Source organism: Pseudomonas sp. PAMC 29040 (genome assembly GCF_003994535.1).
GTDB lineage: Bacteria > Pseudomonadota > Gammaproteobacteria > Pseudomonadales > Pseudomonadaceae > Aquipseudomonas > Aquipseudomonas paraversuta.
Genome location: NZ_RZAA01000009.1, coordinates 169,360 through 190,035, shown reverse-complemented (window position 1 = coordinate 190,035; position 20,676 = coordinate 169,360). Strand labels below are relative to the sequence as shown.

Annotated in this window: 18 protein-coding genes; 10 read left to right on the top strand and 8 right to left on the bottom strand. The window is 58.0% G+C overall.

Translation table 11 applies throughout. The features are described from left to right. Positions 1 to 77: 77 nt before the first annotated feature. The 3 genes from WG29040_RS17465 to WG29040_RS17455 form a co-directional block, all read right to left on the bottom strand. Positions 78 to 2,624 (bottom strand): TonB-dependent receptor, encoded by a 2,547-nt coding sequence (locus WG29040_RS17465; RefSeq protein ID WP_127196592.1) that lies wholly within the window; start codon positions 2,622 to 2,624, stop codon positions 78 to 80. A gap of 115 nt (positions 2,625 to 2,739) precedes the next feature. Further along, positions 2,740 to 3,678 carry a FecR domain-containing protein gene (locus WG29040_RS17460; RefSeq protein WP_127196591.1) on the bottom strand — a complete coding sequence of 313 codons (939 nt, stop codon included), beginning with the start codon at positions 3,676 to 3,678 and terminating at the stop codon, positions 2,740 to 2,742. After that, the gene (locus WG29040_RS17455) at positions 3,675 to 4,214 is read right to left on the bottom strand and encodes an RNA polymerase sigma factor (protein ID WP_003441114.1); all 540 of its coding nucleotides are present in this window, start codon (positions 4,212 to 4,214) and stop codon (positions 3,675 to 3,677) included. The genes WG29040_RS17460 and WG29040_RS17455 overlap by 4 nt, the downstream gene beginning before the upstream one ends. A 174-nt stretch (positions 4,215 to 4,388) precedes the next feature. On the opposite strand from WG29040_RS17455, the gene WG29040_RS17450 reads away from it, so the two are divergent. Then, complete coding sequence (locus WG29040_RS17450) at positions 4,389 to 4,721, top strand: YegP family protein (protein WP_127196590.1); 333 nt, start codon at positions 4,389 to 4,391, stop codon at positions 4,719 to 4,721. Positions 4,722 to 4,822: 101 nt separating this feature from the next. Here WG29040_RS17450 and WG29040_RS17445 read toward each other — a convergent pair whose 3' ends face one another. Together WG29040_RS17445 and WG29040_RS17440 are read right to left on the bottom strand one after the other, a co-directional pair. Beyond that, positions 4,823 to 5,710: a dihydrodipicolinate synthase family protein gene (locus WG29040_RS17445; protein WP_127196589.1), complete on the bottom strand. Its 888-nt coding sequence runs from the start codon at positions 5,708 to 5,710 to the stop codon at positions 4,823 to 4,825. Positions 5,711 to 5,741: 31 nt separating this feature from the next. Beyond that, positions 5,742 to 6,524: an aldolase gene (locus tag WG29040_RS17440; RefSeq protein WP_003441123.1), complete on the bottom strand. Its 783-nt coding sequence runs from the start codon at positions 6,522 to 6,524 to the stop codon at positions 5,742 to 5,744. Between the two features lie 149 nt (positions 6,525 to 6,673). Between WG29040_RS17440 and WG29040_RS17435 the strand changes: the two genes are divergently transcribed. Then, a complete protein-coding gene (locus WG29040_RS17435) occupies positions 6,674 to 7,216 on the top strand; it encodes a helix-turn-helix domain-containing protein (protein WP_127196588.1) in 543 nt (180 codons plus the stop codon). 40 nt (positions 7,217 to 7,256) lie between these two features. On the opposite strand, the gene WG29040_RS17430 is transcribed toward WG29040_RS17435, so the two are convergent. Next, on the bottom strand, positions 7,257 to 8,282 hold the full coding sequence (locus WG29040_RS17430; RefSeq protein ID WP_127196587.1) for a DUF4917 family protein: 1,026 nt from the start codon (positions 8,280 to 8,282) through the stop codon (positions 7,257 to 7,259). A 150-nt stretch (positions 8,283 to 8,432) separates the two neighbouring features. Here WG29040_RS17430 and yiaY point away from each other — a divergent pair, with 150 nt between their 5' ends. Beyond that, a complete protein-coding gene (gene yiaY, locus WG29040_RS17425) occupies positions 8,433 to 9,581 on the top strand; it encodes an L-threonine dehydrogenase (RefSeq protein ID WP_127196586.1) in 1,149 nt (382 codons plus the stop codon). 132 nt (positions 9,582 to 9,713) lie between these two features. On the opposite strand, the gene WG29040_RS17420 is transcribed toward yiaY, so the two are convergent. Further along, complete coding sequence (locus WG29040_RS17420) at positions 9,714 to 11,237, bottom strand: fumarate hydratase (protein WP_003441135.1); 1,524 nt, start codon at positions 11,235 to 11,237, stop codon at positions 9,714 to 9,716. 319 nt (positions 11,238 to 11,556) lie between these two features. Between WG29040_RS17420 and WG29040_RS17415 the strand changes: the two genes are divergently transcribed. Continuing rightward, the gene (locus WG29040_RS17415; RefSeq protein WP_127196585.1) at positions 11,557 to 12,495 is read left to right on the top strand and encodes an iron-sulfur-binding ferredoxin reductase; all 939 of its coding nucleotides are present in this window, start codon (positions 11,557 to 11,559) and stop codon (positions 12,493 to 12,495) included. A 143-nt stretch (positions 12,496 to 12,638) separates the two neighbouring features. After that, on the top strand, positions 12,639 to 14,123 hold the full coding sequence (gene prpD / locus WG29040_RS17410) for a 2-methylcitrate dehydratase (protein ID WP_003441141.1): 1,485 nt from the start codon (positions 12,639 to 12,641) through the stop codon (positions 14,121 to 14,123). 69 nt (positions 14,124 to 14,192) lie between these two features. Here the strand turns inward: prpD and WG29040_RS17405 are convergent, their stop codons facing one another. Continuing rightward, a complete protein-coding gene (locus WG29040_RS17405; protein ID WP_003441157.1) occupies positions 14,193 to 15,011 on the bottom strand; it encodes a pyruvate, water dikinase regulatory protein in 819 nt (272 codons plus the stop codon). A 176-nt stretch (positions 15,012 to 15,187) separates the two neighbouring features. On the opposite strand from WG29040_RS17405, the gene ppsA reads away from it, so the two are divergent. The 5 genes from ppsA to WG29040_RS17375 all read left to right on the top strand — a co-directional run bounded on the left by ppsA (position 15,188) and on the right by WG29040_RS17375 (position 20,674). Further along, entirely contained in the window at positions 15,188 to 17,563 is a 2,376-nt protein-coding gene (gene ppsA / locus WG29040_RS17395) for a phosphoenolpyruvate synthase (protein WP_010655860.1), read from the top strand. A gap of 104 nt (positions 17,564 to 17,667) precedes the next feature. Beyond that, complete coding sequence (locus WG29040_RS17390) at positions 17,668 to 18,657, top strand: alpha/beta fold hydrolase (protein ID WP_127196584.1); 990 nt, start codon at positions 17,668 to 17,670, stop codon at positions 18,655 to 18,657. Positions 18,658 to 18,853: 196 nt separating this feature from the next. Further along, the gene (rraA, locus tag WG29040_RS17385; protein WP_003441164.1) at positions 18,854 to 19,345 is read left to right on the top strand and encodes a ribonuclease E activity regulator RraA; all 492 of its coding nucleotides are present in this window, start codon (positions 18,854 to 18,856) and stop codon (positions 19,343 to 19,345) included. Between the two features lie 24 nt (positions 19,346 to 19,369). Beyond that, complete coding sequence (locus tag WG29040_RS17380) at positions 19,370 to 20,365, top strand: CorA family divalent cation transporter (RefSeq protein WP_003441165.1); 996 nt, start codon at positions 19,370 to 19,372, stop codon at positions 20,363 to 20,365. A gap of 63 nt (positions 20,366 to 20,428) precedes the next feature. Continuing rightward, positions 20,429 to 20,674 carry a CrfX protein gene (locus WG29040_RS17375; RefSeq protein WP_127196583.1) on the top strand — a complete coding sequence of 82 codons (246 nt, stop codon included), beginning with the start codon at positions 20,429 to 20,431 and terminating at the stop codon, positions 20,672 to 20,674. The last annotated feature ends 2 nt before the right edge of the window (positions 20,675 to 20,676 follow it).

Genomic DNA, 20,676 nt, shown 5'->3' with positions numbered 1-20,676 from the left:
TCTCTTGTAGCCGCTGCCGACAGGCTGCATCCGGTGGCGAAGCTGTCCTGAGGTCGGTGTGCGAGGTATCTGCAGTTTTAGAAGAACCGGGTCACGCTGACTTTGGCGTTACGGCCCTGGCTGTAGGCATTTTCTCCGCTGAGCATCGGGCGATAGCTCTTGTTGAACAGGTTATCCACCGTGAAGTTGACCTCGGTGCCTTTGAGGTAGGGCTGAGTCGGTTTCCAGTTGGCAAACAGGCCCTGTACGTTGTAGCCGTCATTGTCGTAGTGGTCCCAGTAGCGGTCGCCCAGGGCACTGATATCGCTGCTGTAGTAGTTATCGCTCGGCAAGCGGTCAGTCTTGCGCACGAACTCGCCTTTCCAGCCGATTCGGGCATCCCAGGCCGGAATTTTCGTGCCCAGTACGGCCACCCACTTGGGCGGAGGAACATCTCGGGCCCATACGTCGGGGCCCCAGGGATTGGTGTAGGCGCCTTGGTGTTTGCCGGTCATCCATGCGTACGACAGCGATCCGAAGAGGTAAGTGGCCTCGTAGAAGCTTTCGATCTCAAAGCCCTTGATGGTCACGCTGCCAATGTTGCGGTAGTTCGGCATGTTGGGGCCGCAGTCTTGTGTCATGCCGCCTGACGCGGTTTGCGCTGCACAACCCACGCCCGTGGCTTTGAAAATCTCATCGTCGATCTTGTTGCTGAACAGGGTGGTGCGGATCAGTGCGTGGTCGCTGTCGCCAAAGATCTGATCGAACGTGGTGATATTGCCCCCGCGCCAGCCAGTGATGCGCTCCGGTTTGAGGCCGAGGCTGGTGGACGTTCGGCCGCCAATGGCCTGGACTTCGTACTGTTCGTCGATCACCGGGGCGCGCCAGGTTTTGCTGTAGTCGACAAACAGGGCGGTCTGCGGGGTTATTTTCCAGAACGCTGACAGGCGCGGTGACCAGCCGGTGTAGGTTTTGGCGCTGTAGTCATGGCCCAGTTCCAGGTGGTTGTAGTAGGGCGCATCGTTCTCCTGGCCACGATTTCGAACATGGTCATAGCGCATCGACGGCGTCAGAGTGAAATCACCGAGGGTGATGGCGTCCTGGATATAAAAGCTGTTGGTGTCCACCTTGCCGGCGGGCATAAAGCCTGGCTGGTAATGGCCATAGTTGTATTTTTCTACTTCGTAGGTCTTGCCCGGCATCCACATGTTCACATCGCGTTCATGCTTGCGAAACTGCACGCCGGTGGTGACTGCATGGTCCAGGGGGCCGGTGGCAAACAGGCTGATGTTTTCGATCTGGAGCATGTCATCGGTGTAGCCGGTTTCCATCTTGCGCCCGCCGCTGGTGGGCTGGATGAAGGCCTGTTCGCCGCGCTCGTCGGTCTGCTCGGTGTTGGAGTGCGAGTACTTCACTTCCAGATCAAGCAGAGGGTTATCGATGGGCTCGTAGTTGTATTTGGCCGACCAGGTGGTGTCGACGGTCGAACGGGTGGACAGGTAGCGCTGCGAAGCAATGTCGTAACCGTATTTATCGATGTTGGCCTGGCTCGGCGGCGCCGGGTAGCTGACAGCCGAGAACGGGACCCACAAGTGGTTGTTCGATTGCGAGTAGGACATTGCGACGCTGTGCTCGTCGGTCAGGTGCAGGTTGAGCTTGAGCAGTTGCGCATCCAGGTCCTGGGCCGTATTGGGCAGGCGCAAGGGGTTCACCGGGTAGACATTGCCGGGGTTGGGCATGTTATCCGCGAGCTTCATGTCATCGCCGTCGCGTTTGGTGTAGTACACCAGCGCATCGGCGCGGCCATCCTCGGTCCGGCCGTAGGCGGCGCCACTGTAGACCTGTTGATGGTCGTTGCTGCTGTAACCGTACTTGAGCATGGCGCCCAGGTCTTTGCCTTCTTCCAGCAGGTCCGGTGCGTCTTTGGTTTCCATGTGCACGACGCCACCAAAACCGCCATTGCCGGTGCGGAAATCGTGGGGGCCTTTTTCGACTGCAAGGCGTTTGATCAGTTCAGGTTCGATGAAGATCGTGCCTTGCTTGTAGCGCTCAAAACCGCTTTTGGTCGCGCCATCAACGGTCATCTGGACGTCTTCGGCTTCGCCCATGCCCCAGATGTTGATGGTCTGGCCGCCCGGTTTCAGGGAGCCGCCGAGGTTGATGCCCGGCAAGGTGGCCAGCAGGCTGGGAATGTTATTGGCCTGATATCTGTTGATTTCGGTTTGGGTCATGGTCGACTTGCCGACGTTGCTGGAGTCGACTTCGTTGCCGTTGCCCACCACGCTGACAGCGCCCAGCTCCAGGCTGTTGCTGGTGGTGATGCCTTCTTCCCGGGGGCGCACAACATAGGTGCGGTCGACCTGGATCAGACTGAAATCCGTGCCTTTGAGCAACCGGTTGATCGCCTCTTGCGGGCTGAAAGTGCCACTTAGGGCCGGGGCTTGCACATTGCGTAACAAGGCTTCGTCAAACAGCAGCTGGATTTTTGCCTGCTGTGCCACATCACTCAATGAGCTGGCCAGCGATTGCGCCGGCAGTTGCAACTGGATCGATTCGGCATGGGCGTGCAGGCTGACCGCCATACACGCAGCGAGCAATCCAGTACGTGTGCACAAGTGCGAGAAGTGATGTGGTGCGCGAAACATGAAATCCCCCGGTGCGGCAACAAAGGCCAAAAAAGACATGCGTTAGCAGACCGAAGGAAGACGCGGCACAAAGAGAAAACCACATATGCGAATGAAAAATATTCGCATATGTTTTTTAGCGGGGCTCGATACGGATTTTTCCGTTATCCAGCAGGTGATTTTTCACCGGGATCAGCGCGGGTAAAGCCTTGACCAGCGCCAAGGGGTCACTGACATCCAGATTGCCCGAGACCTTGTAGCGGCCAAGCGGGCCGTCTGCCAGCTCGATCACCCCGGGGCGGTATAAGTCCAGCTCGTCCACCAGGCTGGCCAGTTCACGATTGCGAAAGGACAGATGCCCGCTGCGCCAGTCAGCCACTTCACCCGGGCTGAGACTTTGCTCCTCAAGCGAGCCTTTGGCGTAGTCGTAAGTGGCACGCTGTGAGGCGCCCAGCAAGGCGGCCGACTTGCCATCGGGGATAAACGCGACTTGCCCGTGGGCGACACTCACCACCAATTGACGCTGGCTGCGGCGCACATCAAAACCGGTGCCGACGACCCGGACCTGCGCATGGCCGGCGTGTACCACCAGCGGCTGTTCCTTATTGGCGGCCACTTCGATATAGAGCTGGCCCCGATCCAGATAGATGTCCCGCTGACTGGCGCTGAAGTCGATGCGCAAACGGGTGTTGGCATTGACGGTCAAGGTGCTGCCGTCGGGCAGTCTGACGGTTTTTGCGTCCTGACTCTGGGTTGCGATCTGTTGTTGATGCAGCTGTACCGGGGTACCGATATTGAGTGCAAACACGGCGCATAACACTGCTGCGGCCGTTGCCAGGGCAAACACTGAGCGACGGCGCCGGGGCAGGGGCACGGGTTTATTCAACTGCTTGAGTTCGCCGAGATCGGCCCACAGAGACTCAAATTCGGCATATGCCCGGGCATGGGCAGGGACGGCCTTCCAGCTGTTGAATTGCTCGCGGCAATTGCTGTCGGGTTGATTGCGATTACGCGCAAACCAGGTGGCCGCCTGTGCGTCGATGCTCTCGTGAGCGGTCATTTGAAAAGGGGTCATTGTGGCTGCTCCTTGCCGCTGTCCCGTTGTAAATGTCGCTTGCAGTGAAGCAAGGCAAAGGCAATGTGCTTTTCCACCATGCTGACGGAGATCCCCATACGTTCGGCAATCTGCGCCTGACTCAAGCCTTCAAAACGATGCAGCATAAGGGCTTCGCGGCGTCTGGGCGAGAGTTCTGCGAGCACGGCTTTGAGTTGCTCGAGATATTGCAGGCGTTGTGCGCCAGCCATCGGCTCATCCCTCTCGTCGGTCAGGGGCTCGGGTTGACCCGCACTCTGTTCGCTGTGCACCGCTTGGCGTACCTGTTGGCGACGCCAGTGATCGCGTAACAGATTGCGCGCCATCTGGAACAGAAAGGCCCGCGGCTGCTCGACTTTGGCCCGGTCCTGATAACCCAGCCATTGGGTGAATACATCCTGGGTCATGTCAGCTGCATCGCTGGCGTTGTCCGTGCGTTTGCGCAGGAAGTGCAGAATCTGTGTGTAGAACTCGCGCAAGGATTCGGCCACTGGCGGGTCAGGTTTGAAGCGGGACATGAAGATCCTTAAGGATGCAGCGATGCAAACAAGTCGCGAATGGTATCGAGAATTATTGCTATTTGTCTCGCTGGAAATTCATCTTTGCGCTTATTGCTGCGGATAAATGGCTAAATACCCTGTGGCCGCTTTACTGAAGAAGGGAAAAATCCCTACTACAGCAGGAGAGTGGTTATGTCAGGTTGGTACGAGTTGAGCAAAACCAGCAACGGACAGTTCCGTTTTGTCTTGAAGGCGGCAAACGCCGAAACGATTTTGGTCAGTGAGCACTACACCACCCTGGCGGCGGCCAAAGCCGGGATTGCCTCGGTGCAGGCCAATAGCCCCCATGATGAGCGCTATGAGAAGAAGGTCGCCAAAGACGGCAAGCCGTACTTCAACCTCAAGGCGGCGAATCACCAGATCATTGGTACCAGCGAGCAGTACAGCGCCGAGGCGGCGCGGGACAAAGGCATAGCCAGCGTCAAAACCAACGGGCCGACCACGCTGATCAAAGAAAAATTTTGATGACCCCATTGGTCTGAGCCTGCTGGCGAAGGTGTCACTGGGTTTTCAAGGGCAAAGCATCAGTGTCATGTTCGGCAGCAGGCCCGGGTGTTGCGGGAGAGTCAGCGCAGGGTTTTCAAGATTTGCTGCAATTGTGAAACGGCGCTTTCAGACAGTGGAAATACCGGCAGGCGCGGGTCCCCAGCCTCAATGCCGGTAAGGCGCAGGCCTGCCTTGATAGTTGCGGGCAAGCCACCTTTTAGAATGAACTGCAGAAGTGGCAATTGGCGATAGAACAGCTCGCGGGCTGTTTTCAGGTCGTTGGCCAGTACCGCTTCATACAACCCCAGATTGAGTGCCGGAATCAGGTTCGGTGCAGCCGTACACCAACCTTTGGCTCCGGCCGCGAACGCTTCCAGTGCCAGCGGGTTGCAACCGTTATAAAACGGGATCTGCCCCTCGCCCAGCTGTTGCAGGTGATGCATGCGCTGAATGTCGCCGGTGCTTTCCTTGACCATGGTGACGTTTTCAACCGCATTGAAAATGCGCAGGATCAACTCGACCGACATGTCCGTACCGCTGGTGGCCGGGTTGTTGTAGAGCATGATCGGAGTGCTGATGCTGTGGCCAATGGCGCGGTAGTGAGCGAGGATTTCGGCTTCGCTGAGTTTCCAGTAGGCGGCCGGCAAGACCATCACCACATCGGCGCCATATTGCTCGGCAAGGCGCGCGCGCCGCACAGCCTTGGCGGTGGTCAGGTCGGACACACTGACTATGGTCGGTACCCTTTTGGCGACATGGGCCAGGGTGAACTGGCTGACTTGATCCCATTCGGCGTCGCTCAAGTACGCGCCTTCGCCGGTGCTGCCCAGGGGGGCAATGGCGTGAACACCGCTGTCGATCAGTTGGTCGATGGAGCGTCCCAGTGCGCTCAGGTCAATCTGTTCGCCGTCGGCGGTAAACGGGGTGATGGTGTAACCGATGATGCCGTGAATGTTTGAGGTCGACATGAAGTATCTCCGTTTCAACAGGTAGGTGGGCTCAGTTCAGGCAATCGGCATGACGACGCAGGTTTTGCCGGGCGTAGTAATTGAATGCGGCAGCGTGACGTTTAGGACGGCTGATCCAGTCATGGGCTTCGCGACCCAGCGCCGGCTCGACGGGTTTGATAGTGCCGGCCGCCATCGCCAGCAGTTGCAGCTTGGCGGCGCGCTCGATCAGTTGCGCGATCACGCAGGCTTCTTCGATGCTGGCCCCGCTCGACAACTGGCCGTGGTGCGAGAGCAGGATCGCGCGTTTGGCGCCCAGCGCCCGGGTGATGATTTCACCTTCTTCATTACCCACTGGCACCCCCGGCCAACCTTGCAGAAAAGCGCAGTCTTCGTACAGCGGGCAGAGATCCATGTGCGACACCTCAAGCGGTACTTCCAGCATCGACAGTGCGGCTACGTGGGTCGGGTGAGTGTGGATGATGCAGTTCACATCCGGGCGGGCGCGGTAGACCCAGCTGTGAAAGCGGTTGGCCGGGTTCGGCATGCCGTGGCCTTCGAGTACTTCCAGGTCTTCATTGACCAGCAGTAGATTGCCGGCAGTTATTTCGTCGAATCCCAGGCCCAGTTGTTGGGTGTAATAGGTGCCGGGTTGTGGCCCGCGAGCCGTGATTTGCCCGGCCAGACCAGAGTCGTGGCCGTTTTCAAAGAGGATGCGGCAGGTCAGGGCCAGCTTTTGCCGGTCAGTCCACGTATTATCCGCCAGCGTATTTTGCATCTGTACAAGCGCTTGCTTGACCAGCTGCTCTTTCGGGAGTGCTAATGTCTTGGCCATGTCGGTGTCCTTTGCAGTGATTGCCGGATTGCCTGCCCCGTAGCCTGGAAAGTGGCGGGGCAGCACATATGACACTTAAGAGGCTATATGACACAAGGTGTCATTGGCAAGAGAAACCCGCGGCTCCTTTGATGGATTAATTGCTATACATGTCTATCCGCTTGAAATTACTCAGAAAAAAACTGGGCGTTACCCTTGAGGTGTTGGCCGAAAAATCCGGCATGACCAAGAGTTACCTGTCCAAAGTTGAGCGCGGGCTTAATACGCCGTCGATCGCCGCGGCGCTTAAATTGGCCAGGGCGCTGAATGTGAACGTCGAGGAGCTGTTCTCGGAGGACAGCGCACGGCTGGACAACTACAGCCTGGTGAGAAGTGATCAGCGCCAGTTGCTGTCGGGCACCGGGCAGTCACCCGGTTATGCAGTGCTGGCGCATCAGGTCAGCGAGCGCAACCTGTTGCCGTTCATGATGTTCCCCCCTTTCGAATTCGCCGATCCCAGCTTCAAGGAGCATGCGGGCGAAGAGTTTTTGTTCGTGCATGAGGGGGCAGTAGAGGTGGATTTCATGACTGAGCGGGTCATTTTGCAGAAGGGCGATGCCTTGCATTTCAACGCCCAAAAGCCCCACCGTTTACGTTCGGTGGGGCAGGTTCAGGCGCAGTTGCTGGTGGTGGTCAATAGCAGGGATGACTAGGGATGGCGGGCCCTTTTCCCGTTGCGGGAGGGGAGCGGATTCAGACCTCCACCGGCACCGAGTGCCTGGTGTAGCCAAGCGGGTGGGTTTTCGAATTATAGAAGCGTAATGTCAGCTTTTTGTCTGCAAATAGCGCCGCGTAGTGGTGCTTCTGAAAGCGGATAAAGGCTTCGTTGCGCGGGTAAATCGAGATCCACAGGGTTTTCAGCGGCGCCTGGCGCAGGGCATCAATCAGGTGCTGATCCTGCTCTCCCAGGCTGTGACCAAAGATGCACAAGCTGTCTTTGTGGCTCATCAACTGTTCATGGCAAAACGACAGGTAATCCGAGTGACGAATGGATTTACGCTTGTCGTCGCTGTTGCTTTCGCTGACAAACAGCGGCACATCGTCCAGGGCGCTGATCGAGTGATTAATCGCGAAGTTACTTAGCAGCACGGGTGGCGTGGCGTTGATCTTGCGCGCCTTGCCTTCCTGGTTTTTCACCAGGTGCAGGCCGCCGTGCAGGTAAAGCACGCGGGTGGATTTGCTCTTGCCCAGTGCTGCACCCAGTTCGAAGGTAGCCCCGGGGCTGTCGAACAAGTCATTGAACTGTTTTGGCGCCTGCATCACAGCCCAAGGGGTGAGCAGGTCGTAGTTGGAGCAGTACACCGTGGCGTAGCGCGCCAGCTCCTGGTTCCAGCATGCCAGGGTTTCGGGTTGCATCAGGCGCCAGGGGATATGTACGTCCTGGGTGCTGTTGATCAAGGCTTCCTTGATGGCGTAGTAGCGTTTGCGCGGCGAAGCCGAGTTGATGGCCAGGGCCTTGTTGACCTTGCTTGCGGTTTTGAGTACACTTAACACGTGCTCGAAATTGCGCGTACCCAGTGCTTCGAACACGCTGAGTTCGGTCTGGCTGAGGGGTTTTTCGGCGACGCTTTTGGCTTTTTCGAATAGCGAGTCGTAATAAAAGTCATGCCACACGGCCATGCTTGCGCCGTTACCAATCAGCAGTCCGCTGCACGCTGTGCCGGTGCTCAGTGCATTCCAGTCTTCTAGTTCTGCATCAAATTCCTGGAAGGGGGTCATGGCAAATATCGTCTCAAGGCGGGGGCAAAGCAGGACTTTATCACGCTCAAGTGTTGAGCCAGATCAACATTGGTGTACCAAAACAGGTTGAAGCTATGCACATGGATTTATTCAGCGTCGCGGGCTGCACCCCGCCTTAGAGGACTCGCCATGACCAGCACATTTTTTATTCCCGCCGTGAACATAATGGGTAACGGTTGTCTGGATGAAGCGATGAGCGCGATTCGCAATTATGGGTTTCGCAAGGCGCTGATCGTGACTGATGCCGGGCTGGCCAAGGCCGGGGTAGCGACGCTGATCGCAGAAAAGCTGGGCTTGCAGGATATCGATTCGGTGGTTTTCGACGGGGCCAGGCCGAACCCGAGCATTGGCAACGTAGAGGCGGGCCTGAAGGTCCTCAAGCAGCATCAATGCGACTTTATTGTCTCGCTGGGCGGCGGTTCGCCCCACGACTGTGCCAAGGGGATTGCGCTGTGCGCCACCAACGGCGGGCATATTCGTGATTACGAAGGCGTCGATCGGTCGGCCAAACCACAACTGCCGCTGGTTTCGATCAACACCACGGCGGGTACGGCCAGTGAGATGACGCGTTTTTGCATCATTACTGACGAAGAGCGCCACGTGAAAATGGCAATTGTCGACCGCAACGTAACACCGCTGCTGTCGGTCAACGACCCGCAACTGATGGTGGCAATGCCCAAGGGGCTTACGGCTGCGACCGGTATGGACGCGCTGACCCACGCCATTGAAGCCTATGTGTCGACGGCGGCCAACCCGATTACCGATGCCTGTGCAATTAAAGCCATGGAGCTGATCAGTCAGAACTTGCGTCAGGCAGTATCCGACGGCAAGGATCTGACCGCCCGGGAGAACATGGCCTACGCGCAGTTCCTGGCGGGCATGGCGTTCAACAATGCGTCGCTGGGGTTTGTGCACGCCATGGCGCACCAGTTGGGTGGCTTCTATGACTTGCCGCACGGGGTGTGCAACGCGGTACTGCTACCCCATGTGCAAACCTTCAACGCTCATGTATGTGCGGCTCGCCTGACCGACGTGGCCCACGCGCTGGGCGCCGATGTCCGGGGTTTGAGTCCGGAGGAGGGTGCGCAAGCAGCCATTGCGGCGATTCGGACCCTGGCCAAGGATGTTGAAATTCCGGCGGGGCTGCGGGATCTGGGGGCCAAGCTGGATGACATCCCGATTCTGGCAACCAACGCGCTGAAAGACGCCTGTGGTTTTACCAACCCGCGCAAGGCAGATCAGGGGCAGATTGAAGAAATCTTCCGTAATGCGTTTTAACATCCCGCAGGAGCGCGCTTTTTAGCGCAGCAACGAAAAGCTCGCGAGCCAGCTCGCTCCTACAGTGAAGTGGCATAAAAAAACGGCCGGGTGATTAACCCGGCCGTTTTTTTGTGTCTGGCTTAGAAGGGCTTACTGCACTTCAACGGCCAGGCTTTCGCTGATTTTCTTCTGCCAGATTGCCGGGCCGGTGATGTGCACCGACTCGCCTTTACTGTCGACAGCCACGGTAACCGGCATGTCTTTTACGTCGAACTCGTAGATCGCTTCCATGCCCAGTTCGGCAAAGGCGACTACGCGGGATTTCTTGATGGCCTGAGCCACCAGATACGCTGCACCGCCAACCGCCATCAAGTACACGGCTTTGTGGTCCTTGATCGCTTCGATAGCGGTCGGGCCGCGCTCGGATTTGCCGATCATGCCCAGCAGGCCGGTCTGATCCAGGATCTGGCGGGTGAACTTGTCCATCCGCGTGGCTGTGGTCGGACCGGCAGGCCCCACTACTTCGTCGCCTACCGGATCAACCGGGCCCACGTAATAGATGAAGCGACCCTTGAGGTCGACCGGCAAGGTTTCGCCGCGGTTGAGCATTTCGACCATGCGCTTGTGCGCAGCGTCGCGACCGGTGAGCATTTTGCCGTTGAGCAAAACGGTCTCGCCCGGCTTCCAGCTTTGCACGTCTTCCGGGGTCAGGGTGTCCAGGTCTACACGGCGTGCCGATGGACCTGCTTCCCAGACGATTTGCGGGTAGGCGTCCAGCGGTGGTGCCTCGAGTTCGGCCGGGCCGGAACCGTCGAGCACAAAATGCGCATGGCGGGTGGCCGCGCAGTTCGGGATCATGCACACCGGCAAGGAAGCGGCGTGGGTCGGGTAGTCCATGATTTTTACGTCGAGCACGGTGGTCAGGCCGCCAAGGCCCTGGGCGCCGATGCCCAGCTGGTTGACCTTCTCGAACAGCTCAATACGCATCTCTTCGATACGGCTGGACGGGCCGCGCTTGATCAGGTCGTGGATGTCGATGGATTCCATCAACACTTCCTTGGCCATTACCGCTGCTTTTTCAGCCGTGCCGCCGATACCGATGCCGAGCATGCCCGGTGGACACCAGCCTGCACCCATGGTCGGAACGGTCTTGAGTACCCAGTCAACGATCGAGTCGGACGGGTTGAGCATGGCCATTTTCGACTTGTTTTCGGAGCCGCCGCCCTTGGCTGCTACGTCCACTTCCACGGTGTTGCCCGGAACGATGGAGTAGTGGATAACTGCCGGGGTGTTGTCCTTGGTGTTGCGCCGAGCACCGGCCGGGTCGGCCAGGATCGAAGCCCGCAGGACGTTTTCCGGGAGGTTGTAAGCGCGACGCACGCCTTCGTTGATCATGTCGTCCAGGCCCATGGTGGCGCCGGTCCAGCGCACATCCATGCCCACACGCACGAATACGGTGACGATGCCGGTGTCCTGGCAAATCGGGCGGTGGCCGGTGGCACACATGCGCGAGTTGATCAGGATTTGCGCCATCGAGTCACGGGCCGCTGGCGATTCTTCGCGCAGGTAAGCCTCGTGCATGGCCTGGATGAAGTCCACGGGGTGGTAGTAGGAAATGAACTGCAGGGCGTCAGCAACGCTCTGAATCAGGTCGTCTTGCTTGATCACGGTCATGGGTCGCGCTCCTCTATAAGACGGGAACATTCAATAAGGTGTTTGCGACCTGGGTCTATCGGTCTGTCGAAAACATCTTTGCTGGGCATACCGGGCACGGAGGGCCGGTACAAAAAAGGCGCGGCAGTATAACCCGGCGTACGACTTGATACACCTGCGGGGGGTATAAACGAAGGTCGGGGGTATTTGTAGCCGCTGGCGAAGGCTGCGCCGGACCTTGGCTTTTCATATTCGGGGCCGCTGCGCGGCCTGTGGCAGGCAGCGGCTACAGGCTTATCGGATTATCATGCAGCACTGAATCTCTTACAGGACATATGAAGTGCCCGAGTTACACGTCGCTGACCGGCGCTGGTCGGTTCCCCAGGATGCCAATTTGCTCGATAGCCTCAATCAGGCCGGTGTGGCGGTGCCTTACAGCTGCCGTGCCGGCAGTTGCCATGCCTGTCTGGTGCGTTGTGTGCGTGGCGAGCCGGCCGATCTCAAGCCCGAGGCATTGAGTCGCGCCCAGCGCGAACAAGGCTGGCGCCTGGCCTGTCAGTGTCAGGTGGTGGAGGACTTGCAGCTTGAAGCCTTCGATCCGATCCGCGATGGCTTGCCCGCCGAGGTGCTGAGTGTCGACTGGTTGAGCCCGACGGTGCTGCGCTTGCGGTTGTTGCCCGGGCGTTCGCTGCGTTATCGCGCCGGTCAGCATATGGTGTTGTGGACAGCCAGCGGTGTCGCGCGTCCGTATTCGCTAGCCAGCCTGCCGGATGAAGAGCGGTTTCTGGAATTCCACCTCGATTGCGCCCATGCCGGTGAGTTTGTCAGTGCCGCGCGTCAGTTGCGGGTTGGCGATCCGCTGCGGTTGGGGGAGCTGCGTGGCGGCGCCCTGCGTTACGACCCCGACTGGCAGGAGCAGCCGCTCTGGCTGCTGGCGTCCGGCACCGGGCTGGGGCCGTTGTATGGCGTACTGCGCGAGGCGCTGCGTCAGGACCATCAAGGGCCGATCCGTCTGATCCATGTGGCCCGGGATGCCGCTGAACACTACCTTAAGGCTGAACTGCAGGCGCTGGCGGCCGCTGAGCCAAATCTGCAGGTCGAGTGGGTTGAACGTGCCCGGTTAGCGGACTTTCTGGCCGGGCTGAGGGTGGATTCGCGCCAGACCCATGCTTTGGTCTGCGGTCACCCCGACAGTGTCGAGGCCTTCGCCAAGCGTTTGTTTCTGGCGGGGCTGGCGCGCAACCGGCTGCTGGCAGACGCCTTTTTAACCCGCAGCTGAACGCAAGTACGACTTAAGCCCTCTACAGTGGGAGGCTGTCTGACTGTAGAAACCTACTTGAGCGGGCGCTCCAGACCCGCATGATCACGCCGAGCCTGAGGATGGAACACACCTTTTAATTATCCGCACTGGAGCAATTATCAATGAGTGCCAACGTCGACCTCAACAATCGTCCCGACTATGACCGCGTCTTGCAGGACATTGCCGATTACGTCCTGACTTACACCATCACTTCGCCCGAAGCCCTGAACACTGCCCGCCACTGTCTGCTGGACACCTTGGGCTGTGGCTTGCTGGCGTTGCGTTTTCCGGAGTGCACCAAGCACCTGGGGCCGATAGTCGAGGGCACGCTGGTGCCCTTTGGTGCCCGTGTGCCGGGGACTTCGTTGCGGCTGGACCCGGTCAAGGCGGCGTGGGACATCGGCTGCATCGTGCGCTGGCTGGATTACAACGACACCTGGCTGGCGGCGGAGTGGGGTCATCCTTCGGATAATCTGGGGGGCATTCTGGCGGTGGCCGATCACCTGTCGCAAAAGCGGGTGGCCAATGGCGAAGCGCCGCTGAGGGTGAGGGCGGTGCTTGAGGCCATGATTATGGCCCATGAGATTCAGGGGGTGATTGCCCTGGAAAACTCCTTCAACCGTGTAGGACTCGATCACGTGCTGTTGGTGAAAGTCGCTTCGACGGCGGTCTGCGCCAAGCTGATGGGGGCTGACCGCGAGCAGTTGCTGTCGGCATTGTCCCATGCCTTTGTCGATGGCCAGGCGCTGCGCACCTACCGCCATGCACCCAATGCCGGGTCGCGAAAATCCTGGGCGGCCGGGGATGCGTCGAGTCGTGGCGTGCGTCTGGCGGATATCGCGATGCGCGGCGAGATGGGGGTTCCCGGGGTGCTGACGGCGCCGCAGTGGGGTTTTTACGATGTGCTGTTCAGCCATACCAACAAGGATCTGGCGCTCAAGCCTGAAGGCCAGCGTCAGTTCAGCCTGTCCCGGCCCTATGGCACTTATGTGATGGAAAACGTGCTGTTCAAGATCAGTTTTCCGGCCGAATTTCATGCACAAACCGCCTGTGAAGCGGCGGTAACCTTGCATCCTCAGGTCAAGGATCGTCTGCATGAGATCGAAAAAATTGTGATTACAACCCACGAATCAGCGATTCGGATCATTTCCAAGCAGGGCAAATTGGCCAACGCAGCGGATCGGGATCACTGCATTCAATACATGACGGCTGTGCCGCTGGCCTTTGGCAATTTGGTGGCGGAGCAGTACGAGGATGATTTTCACGCGGCGCATCCGATCATCGATCAGTTGCGCGAGAAGATGGTGATTGTTGAGGAGCCGCGTTTTACCCGCGAATACCTGGAGGCCGACAAGCGCTCGATTGCCAACGGGATTCAGGTGTTTTTCAGCGATGGCAGCAGCACCGGGCAAGTGGTGGTGGAGTATCCGGTTGGCCATCGTCGGCGGCGTGCCGAAGGTATTCCGTTGCTGGAAGACAAGTTCAAGGCCAATTTGGCGACGCGCTTTGTGGGCCAGCGTTGCAAGCAGATTTTTGCGCTGTGCAAGGACCAGGCGGCGCTGGAGGCGACACCGGTTCATACATTTGTGGATTTGTTGGTGATGTAAACCCGTTGTAACCCCAGAGCAATGATTGCGGGAGCTGGCTTGCCAGCTCCCGCAGGGTAAGGGCCGGGGTTATTTGAAACGTCGCTCCACGCCTTTTTCGACCAGGATTTTGGCCGAGATTTCTTCCACCGAAAAATGCGTGGAATTGATGTGGGGAATGTTTTCGCGCTGGAACAGTAGCTCGACCTCGCGCACTTCAAACTCGCATTGGGCGTAGCTTGAATAGCGACTGTTGGGTTTGCGCTCGTTGCGAATGGCGGTCAGGCGGTCAGGGTCAATGGTCAGGCCGAAGAGTTTGTGTTTGTGCGCGCTCAAGGCCGCCGGCAACTTGAGGCTTTCCATGTCGTCATCGGTCAGCGGGTAGTTGGCCGCCCGAATGCCGAATTGCATTGCCATATAAAGGCAGGTCGGGGTTTTGCCGCAGCGTGACACGCCCACCAGGATCAGGTCGGCTTTGTCGTACTTGTGGGTGCGGGCGCCATCGTCGTTGTCGAGGGCAAAGTTCACGGCTTCGATTCGCTCCATGTAATTGGAGTTGTGGCCGATGGAGTGGGATTTGCCCACCGAGTACGAGGAATGCTCATCCAGCTCTTGCTCCAGTGGTGCAAGGAAGCTGGAGAAGATGTCGATCATGAAGCCATTGGAGGTGGCGAGGATCTCGCGAATATCCTGATTGACGATAGTGTCGAAGATAATCGGCCGAAGTCCGTCTTTTTCGGCGGCGTTGTCGATTTGTTGTACCATTGCCCGCGCTTTGTCCACGCTGTCTATATAGGGGCGTGTGAACTTGCTGAAGGTCACATTTTCAAATTGTGCCAACAAACTTTGGCCCAGGGTTTCGGCAGTTATGCCGGTGCCATCGGAGATAAAGAAAGCAGATCGTTTCATTTGCGCCTTGGGCCTTAAGCTGGTGACGATTGTTGGATATGATAGGTGCGATTTGTCGCGCTACATGGCCGGCAGTGTCACTTATTTTCCAGGTCCAGGCCACAATCGCTGCGATGCCCCCCAGATGAGCATTCAGCGCCCTGAGCTTTTCCAACACAGTTAGTGGAGAGATCACCTTGGTAGAGTACGTAGTTTCCCTCGATAAGCTCGGCGTCCATGATGTAGAGCATGTGGGGGGCAAGAACGCATCCCTCGGCGAGATGATCAGTAATCTTGCAGGCGCTGGTGTTTCGGTTCCCGGTGGTTTTGCCACCACCTCCCAGGCATATCGTGATTTTCTTGAGCTGAGCGGCTTGAACGATCAGATTCATGCGGCGCTGGACGCGCTGGATGTCGATGACGTGAACGCCCTGGCCCGCACCGGTGCCCAGATCCGTCAATGGATCATGGAAGCCGAGTTCCCGGAAAAGCTCAACGCAGAAATCCGTACCGCTTTCGCAACCTTGTCCCAGGGCAACCCGGACATGGCTGTTGCCGTGCGCTCCTCGGCCACCGCCGAAGATCTGCCGGATGCCTCCTTTGCCGGTCAGCAAGAAACTTTTCTGAACATCCGTGGTGTCGAGAACGTGATCCGTGCGGCCAAAGAGGTATTTGCCTCCTTGTTCAACGATCGTGCGATTTCTTACCGCGTGCACCAGGGTTTTGACCACAAACTGGTCGCCCTGTCGGCAGGTGTGCAGCGCATGGTGCGCTCCGAAACCGGCACCGCGGGTGTGATGTTCACCCTGGACACCGAGTCGGGTTTCCGTGATGTAGTGTTTATCACCGGCGCCTACGGCCTGGGCGAAACCGTTGTGCAGGGCGCGGTCAACCCGGACGAGTTCTACGTCCACAAGCAGACTCTGGAAGCCGGTCGCCCGGCGATTTTGCGCCGCAACCTGGGCAGCAAGGCAATCAAGATGATTTACGGCGAAGAAGCCAGCGCCGGCAAGTCGGTCAAGGTGATCGACGTTGACAAGGCCGACCGTGCCCGCTTCTGCCTGACCGACGCTGAAGTCAGCGAGCTGGCCAAGCAGGCGATGATCATCGAGAAGCACTACAAGTGCCCGATGGACATCGAATGGGCCAAAGACGGTGACGACGGCAAGCTGTACATCGTTCAGGCGCGTCCTGAAACCGTGAAAAGCCGCAGTGCCGGCAATGTCATGGAACGCTATCTGTTGAAAGAAACCGGCACGGTGCTGGTGGAAGGTCGGGCAATCGGTCAGCGTATCGGCGCAGGCAAGGTGCGCATCATCAAGGACGTGTCCGAGATGGACAAAGTCCAGCCGGGCGACGTTCTGGTCTCTGACATGACTGACCCGGACTGGGAACCGGTCATGAAGCGCGCCAGCGCCATCGTCACCAACCGTGGCGGGCGTACCTGTCACGCGGCGATCATCGCGCGAGAGCTGGGGATTCCGGCCGTGGTCGGTTGCGGCAACGCAACCCAGTTGTTGAAAGACGGCCAGGGCGTGACTGTTTCCTGTGCCGAAGGTGACACCGGTTTCATCTTCGAAGGCGAACTGGGCTTCGATATCAAGAAAAACTCGGTTGATGCCATGCCGGAACTGCCGTTCAAAATCATGATGAACGTCGGTAACCCGGATCGCGCGTTTGACTTCGCACAGTTGCCGAACGCCGGTGTGGGTCTGGCCCGTCTGGAATTCATCATCAACCGTATGATCGGTGTGCACCCCAAGGCACTGCTGAACTACGACGGTCTGCCTCAGGAAATCAAGGACAGCGTCGACAAGCGTATCGCTGGCTATGACGACCCGGTCGGTTTCTATGTCGAGAAACTGGTTGAAGGCATCAGTACCCTGGCCGGTGCCTTCACTCCGAAGAAAGTGATAGTGCGTCTGTCGGACTTCAAGTCCAACGAATACGCGAACCTGATCGGCGGCAAGCTGTACGAGCCGGAAGAAGAGAACCCGATGCTGGGCTTCCGCGGTGCTTCGCGTTACATCAGCGAAAACTTCCGTGATTGTTTCGAGCTCGAGTGCCGCGCCCTCAAGCGTGTGCGCAACGAGATGGGCTTCACCAACGTCGAAATCATGGTGCCGTTCGTGCGCACCCTGGGTGAGGCGAGCCAGGTCATCGACCTGCTGGCTGAAAACGGCCTCAAGCGTGGCGAAAACGGCCTGCGCATCATCATGATGTGCGAGTTGCCGTCCAACGCGATTCTGGCTGAAGAGTTCCTTGAGTTCTTCGACGGTTTCTCCATCGGTTCCAACGACCTGACCCAGTTGACCCTGGGGCTGGACCGCGACTCCGGTGTCATCGCACATTTGTTTGACGAGCGTAACCCGGCAGTTAAAAAGCTGCTGTCCAATGCTATCCAGGCCTGCAACAAGGCTGGCAAGTACATCGGTATTTGCGGTCAGGGCCCGTCCGATCATCCGGATCTGGCGCTGTGGTTGATGGAGCAGGGCATTGAAAGTGTGTCCCTGAACCCTGACACCGTGCTGGAAACCTGGTTCTTCCTGGCGGAAGGTCAAGCCCAGGCTTGAGTCGTTGAGAGAAGGGCGGGGCAGCCAATGGGCTGCTCTGCTCTTTATAAGCAGTGGTAGGGCGAGTTCCTCTATGGAGTCGCCCTTTTTTGTGCAAGAGCATTATGCAAAGCAGCAGTCATCTTTTTCCCGTTGCCCTGATTAGCGCTGAGCGTCGGGGTGATCTAAGCGAAGACGTTTATCGCTTGAAACCCGCCAATAGCCCGGACATTTCCGTGGAGCTGGTGGTGACGCGCCTGGGCATGGCTGACGCCAGCGAAGTGTGCGGTGTGCCGGTTATCCTGTTGCACGGCAGCTTTTCCAATCGTCGGTTCTGGTACTCGCCCAAAGGTGTGGGGTTGGGGGCATTTCTGGCCCGGGCCGGCTTTGATGTGTGGTTGCCCGAAATGCGCGGTCATGGTCTTTCGTCACGCAATATCCATTGGGGCAAGAATCGGGTGGCGGATTACGCCCGTTATGATTTGCCGGCCATTGGCGCATTCGTGCGCGAGCAAAGCGGGGATATCCCGCACTGGATCGGTCACTCTCAAGGCGGCATCAGCCTGGCAGCGGCCCTTGGTGGACAGTATCTGGGGGATGAGGACGTGGCCTCGGCGGCATTTTTTGGGTGCCAGATCAACCGCCGTTACTGGTCACTGAAAATTCCGCCGGTGCAGTGGTGCGCTTATCTGCTGTTGAAGCGCTTTGCGCAGCTCTCGGGTTCGCGGCTTAAGCGTGGTCCGGAAGACGAGCCCATCAGCATGGCCCTGGAAACCTTGCGCTGGAATGGTTTCATGGGTGGCTTCAAAGATGCACAAAGAGATTGGTGGGCAGGGCTGGCCGAGGTTCAGGTGCCGGTACTGGCCGTTGCTGCCGCGGGCGATCAGCAAACGCCGGAGTGGGCGTGCCGAAAACTCTACGATCAGTTGGGCTCGCAGCAGCGTACTTTTGTCACGTTGGGGCGCCAGCAGGGTTTCACTTCTGACTTCAGTCACGTAGAAATGCTGGTTAGCCAGGCGGCTCGGCAGGAAGTCTGGCCGTTGGTGCGTAACTGGTTGATGCAGCACTCCGTGCCGGCGGCCGAAGAAGGGCATGCCCGGGTCAGCGGTTTTTAATCCGGGGCGCTGAGTGCTGCAGGTGCTGGCAGGTCGGTGACGCCGCTTGTGATTATGGTCACATTTGGCGTCCTGGCTTGTGCTCTGATCTCGCTGATGGATGCGTAAACATATACAGTCAGCCTGTACCAGAGCGTCTATAAAGTAGTGTTGTCGTATTTCTCCCTGCTGCGCCATCCGAAACAGGAGTTATTCCATGAATCACTACATCACTCCCGATCTGTGTGATGCCTACCCTGAGTCTGTCCAGGTGCTTGAGCCGATGTTCAGCAATTTTGGCGGACGGGACTCCTTTGGTGGTGAGATCGTGACCATCAAGTGCTTCGAGGACAATTCCCGGGTCAAGGAGCAAGCCGAGCTCAATGGCAAGGGCAAAGTCCTGGTTGTTGATGGCGGGGGCTCTCTGCGTCATGCCCTGCTGGGCGACATGATTGCCGAAAAAGCATCGAAGAACGGTTGGGAAGGGCTGGTGATTTACGGTTGTATCCGTGATGTCGATGTTCTCGCTCAAACTGACCTGGGGGTGCAGGCCTTGGCCAGCCACCCGCTGAAGTCCGTCAGGCGTGGTCTTGGTGATGTGAATGTGCCAGTGACGTTTGCAGGTGTCACATTTCGTCCCGGAGAATTCATTTACGCCGATAACAATGGCGTTATCATTTCTCCAGTTGCTCTGAAAATGCCGGACTAAAAGCTTTAACACTAAGGATCATGGATGTTCGAGGACGAAAACGCTCAATGGGGGCTGGTGCATGCGCTGGTGCTGGACGGTGAAGGCGGTGCGCGCTCGATCGCTCGTACCGAGCTGAACGGTCTGCAGTTGCAGGCGCATGAAAGCATTTGGTTGCATTGGGATCGCAGTCACCCGCAAACCCAGAGCTGGTTGCGGGACTCCAGTGGTTTAAGTGACTTCAGCTGTGATTTGCTGCTTGAAGAAAACACCCGTCCTCGTTTGCTGTCACTGCCCGACAGTGAGCTGCTGCTGTTTTTGCGCGGGGTCAATCTGAACCCCGGGGCAGAGCCCGAAGACATGGTCTCGCTGCGGATCTTTGGCAGTGCCCAGCGGGTTATTTCTTTGCGGATGCGTCCGTTGCGGGCCACTGACGAGCTGCTCGGTGAGTTTGCCGTGGGTGAAGGCCCAAAAAATCCGGCTGAACTGATCCTTTATCTGGCTCAGCACCTGACATTGAAGGTGCAGGATTTGATAAGCGAGCTGTCAGAAATCGTCGATGACGAAGAAGATAAAATAGATGCCGACGAACGGTATACGCCGGAGCATGGATCTATTCTGCAGATTCGTCGGAGGGCTGCCGCTTTGCGTCGTTTTCTGGCACCGCAAAGGGATATTTTCGGACAGCTCACACGGACAAAATTACCGTGGTTCAGCTCTGATGATGCTGATTACTGGAACGAACTGAACAACAGCCTGACCCGCTATCTGGAAGAACTCGAGTTGACCCGCGAGCGCGTGGGGCTGGTCCTTGAGGCTGAAGATCGTCGTTTGAACGTGCGCATGAGCCGCATCATGTATCGCTTCGGCGTGCTTACCGGGATATTCCTGCCCATCACCTTTCTTACCGGTTTGCTCGGGATCAACGTGGGCGGTGTACCGCTCTCCAACGACCCCTATGGTTTTGCCGTGATTTGCATTTTGATGCTGATCATTGGTGTCGGTCAGTGGTGGTTTTATCGTCGTTTGCAGTGGCTTTGAACGGGGCGCATGTGACGCCGATAAAGTTGTTCGCGTCTTTTACAGACATACCGAGAGGTGCTTATGCACGATCCGTTTGAACAGTCATTACGTGAAATGCTCAAGGCGCCGCCGTCCTCGCGGGACGATGACGCCTGCCTGGGCCGAGTACTGAAAACCGCTAACCGCCAGGTAGGCGCGGGCGATCTTTTCAGCTTGCTGGGGCGCTGGGTGCAAGCACTGATGATTGCTTTGAACAGCGGTTCGGCTCATATTGCGCCCGTTTCGCGACGCAAACCTGTTGCTCGCCCTGCTGATAAGGCTGATTGAAC

Bases quoted from the DNA above. Each gene is read 5' to 3' on its own strand.
- WG29040_RS17465 (WP_127196592.1), bottom strand. From the start codon at position 2,624: ATGTTTCGCGCACCACATCACTTCTCGCACTTGTGCACACGTACTGGA.
- WG29040_RS17460 (WP_127196591.1), bottom strand. From the start codon at position 3,678: ATGACCCCTTTTCAAATGACCGCTCACGAGAGCATCGACGCACAGGCG.
- WG29040_RS17455 (WP_003441114.1), bottom strand. From the start codon at position 4,214: ATGTCCCGCTTCAAACCTGACCCGCCAGTGGCCGAATCCTTGCGCGAG.
- WG29040_RS17450 (WP_127196590.1), top strand. From the start codon at position 4,389: ATGTCAGGTTGGTACGAGTTGAGCAAAACCAGCAACGGACAGTTCCGT.
- WG29040_RS17445 (WP_127196589.1), bottom strand. From the start codon at position 5,710: ATGTCGACCTCAAACATTCACGGCATCATCGGTTACACCATCACCCCG.
- WG29040_RS17440 (WP_003441123.1), bottom strand. From the start codon at position 6,524: ATGGCCAAGACATTAGCACTCCCGAAAGAGCAGCTGGTCAAGCAAGCG.
- WG29040_RS17435 (WP_127196588.1), top strand. From the start codon at position 6,674: ATGTCTATCCGCTTGAAATTACTCAGAAAAAAACTGGGCGTTACCCTT.
- WG29040_RS17430 (WP_127196587.1), bottom strand. From the start codon at position 8,282: ATGACCCCCTTCCAGGAATTTGATGCAGAACTAGAAGACTGGAATGCA.
- yiaY (WP_127196586.1), top strand. From the start codon at position 8,433: ATGACCAGCACATTTTTTATTCCCGCCGTGAACATAATGGGTAACGGT.
- WG29040_RS17420 (WP_003441135.1), bottom strand. From the start codon at position 11,237: ATGACCGTGATCAAGCAAGACGACCTGATTCAGAGCGTTGCTGACGCC.
- prpD (WP_003441141.1), top strand. From the start codon at position 12,639: ATGAGTGCCAACGTCGACCTCAACAATCGTCCCGACTATGACCGCGTC.
- WG29040_RS17405 (WP_003441157.1), bottom strand. From the start codon at position 15,011: ATGAAACGATCTGCTTTCTTTATCTCCGATGGCACCGGCATAACTGCC.
- WG29040_RS17390 (WP_127196584.1), top strand. From the start codon at position 17,668: ATGCAAAGCAGCAGTCATCTTTTTCCCGTTGCCCTGATTAGCGCTGAG.
- rraA (WP_003441164.1), top strand. From the start codon at position 18,854: ATGAATCACTACATCACTCCCGATCTGTGTGATGCCTACCCTGAGTCT.
- WG29040_RS17380 (WP_003441165.1), top strand. From the start codon at position 19,370: ATGTTCGAGGACGAAAACGCTCAATGGGGGCTGGTGCATGCGCTGGTG.
- WG29040_RS17375 (WP_127196583.1), top strand. From the start codon at position 20,429: ATGCACGATCCGTTTGAACAGTCATTACGTGAAATGCTCAAGGCGCCG.